Below are 1,884 nucleotides of genomic sequence, written 5' to 3'. Positions count from 1 at the left end.
GTTAACCGACTATTTAAATAAAATGTCATATTTTTTTTGCCTTAAAAAGGTTAATTATCCTTATTTTAGTAACTTTGCCGAGATTTATAAAATTAATGAACACAAAAACAAATAGCTATATAATAACACTTGTCGATAGGTTAAAACCATTCAAAGATATCATTTGGTTTCTATGCTTATTCCTGATTTTCGAATTTATATGGAAACTATGTGTACATCAAGGTGAAAATGAACGCATCCTAATTGTTCTGGGCAAAGATCTAACCGCATATACCGAAGGGATCAACGAATGGACTGCAAGCTCTGTATACTGGGTTATACATGATGTGCTGGGTTATGATAACTTTTATATTATAAATGATGTGACTCTTTACTTCGAGAATTCCATTTACATCGATATAATATGGGGATGTACTGGCCTCAAACAGTTTTTTATGTTCACCTTTATCATGCTGTTTTATTTTGGGCCAGCAAAAAAGAAATTATGGTTTATACCTTTATCGCTCTTCATCCTCTTATTAATAAACATTCTTAGACTCGCCATCATCATTTTGATAGTAAAAGACCCTTTCCCCGAATGGTTTATACCTATAAATGAATGGTACAATAACTGTACATGGGAAAATACCAAAGAATGCTATTTTAAATTTTATGAAGATTGGTTTAATGTATTCCATCGGGATATATTTGTCTGGATATATTACGATGGTGTGATATTTGTTCTATGGCTTATTTGGGAAGAAAAGATAAGAAAACCATATTTGAGGATTGTAAAAAGAAACCCGACTCTTTAGATTTATCTCCTACCTTTTTTTTGTCTGGTTCTAAAACGAAGATTATATAGAGGTTGTATTATATCCATTACGATCAATGAAAAATAAAATTTTCCAGATCGGAAATATCGAGCCGATTTATTTATAATAATCTGTTGAATAATCAATCCTACCAAAAAGAGAAAAACTGCAATACCTAATAAAGCCCAATGTTGTATTATTCCGCCATAAACACATAATAGGATTAAGCCCAAGTAGTAGAAATACCTGTTATATGCCTCAATATAAAAAAACGCTGGCGCGGAGCTTTTGTAAAAAGACTTAGCTATAGAATACGACTTCTTTAATTTACGCCAAAGCGAGAATCTGGTCATAGTAGTTTCGACAAAGCTATCGGAAGATATAGCTACAGTAGTATTGCTTTCTGTTACAATTTGATTAATAAACACATCCTCCCCGTTTTCCAGATTCAAAAAAGAAGCAAAACCTTTATTATCGAAAAACAATTGTTTCCTAAATGCAACATTCCGATATGTACCTGTATAAGGCTTTCCTTTTAGAGCCATTGATAAATATTGCATACTGAATATATAGTTGTCGAAACGAGCTACCCGATTAAAGAATTTTTCGGTTTCTGTAAAAAAAGAATATCCCAAAACAACATCTTTTTGATCCGACATTTCATTTATCATAGATAATATCCACTGATTCGACACAGGCTTTGAATAGGGTTCTGTAAATAATAATACATCTCCTTTTGCTGCCTTAATACCAATGGTTAGGGCTAACTTCTGACGTCCAAACGCCTTATCGTTAGAATATGGAAGATAGGTATGATATAAATGTGGGTTGTTTAGAGTCAATGATTGCAACAATTCATCTGTTTCGTCGGTAGAACCATTATTTACCACTATTACTTCAAAATCAGGGTAATCTTGAGATAAAATAGCCGGCAGATTAGTGACTAATTCATTAGCTTCATTTTCTGATGCTATTATAACTGATACTTTAGGTTTAAAATATATAGGTTGATAGTTATCTTTTTCTCTTTTCCTTATATATGCATATGGTTTTCTGTAATAATTGATTAAGAAAAACAATTGTATAAAGA

General features: G+C 31.7%; 2 protein-coding genes. One reads left to right on the top strand and one right to left on the bottom strand.

Translation table 11 applies throughout. The features are described 5' to 3' along the window. The first annotated feature begins 95 nt into the window (after positions 1-95). Entirely contained in the window at positions 96-794 is a 699-nt protein-coding gene (locus JGH11_RS19860) for an archaeosortase/exosortase family protein (protein WP_201114681.1), read from the top strand. A 2-nt stretch (positions 795-796) separates the two neighbouring features. Here JGH11_RS19860 and JGH11_RS19855 read toward each other — a convergent pair. Continuing rightward, on the bottom strand, positions 797-1,884 hold a 1,088-nt coding region (locus JGH11_RS19855; RefSeq protein WP_201114679.1), incomplete at its 5' end, for a glycosyltransferase.

Origin of the sequence: Dysgonomonas sp. Marseille-P4677, assembly GCF_016652235.1 — a bacterium.
GTDB lineage: Bacteria > Bacteroidota > Bacteroidia > Bacteroidales > Dysgonomonadaceae > Dysgonomonas.
The sequence above is the reverse complement of the archived record's forward strand: the minus strand, read 5'-3'. Positions and strand labels throughout refer to the sequence as shown.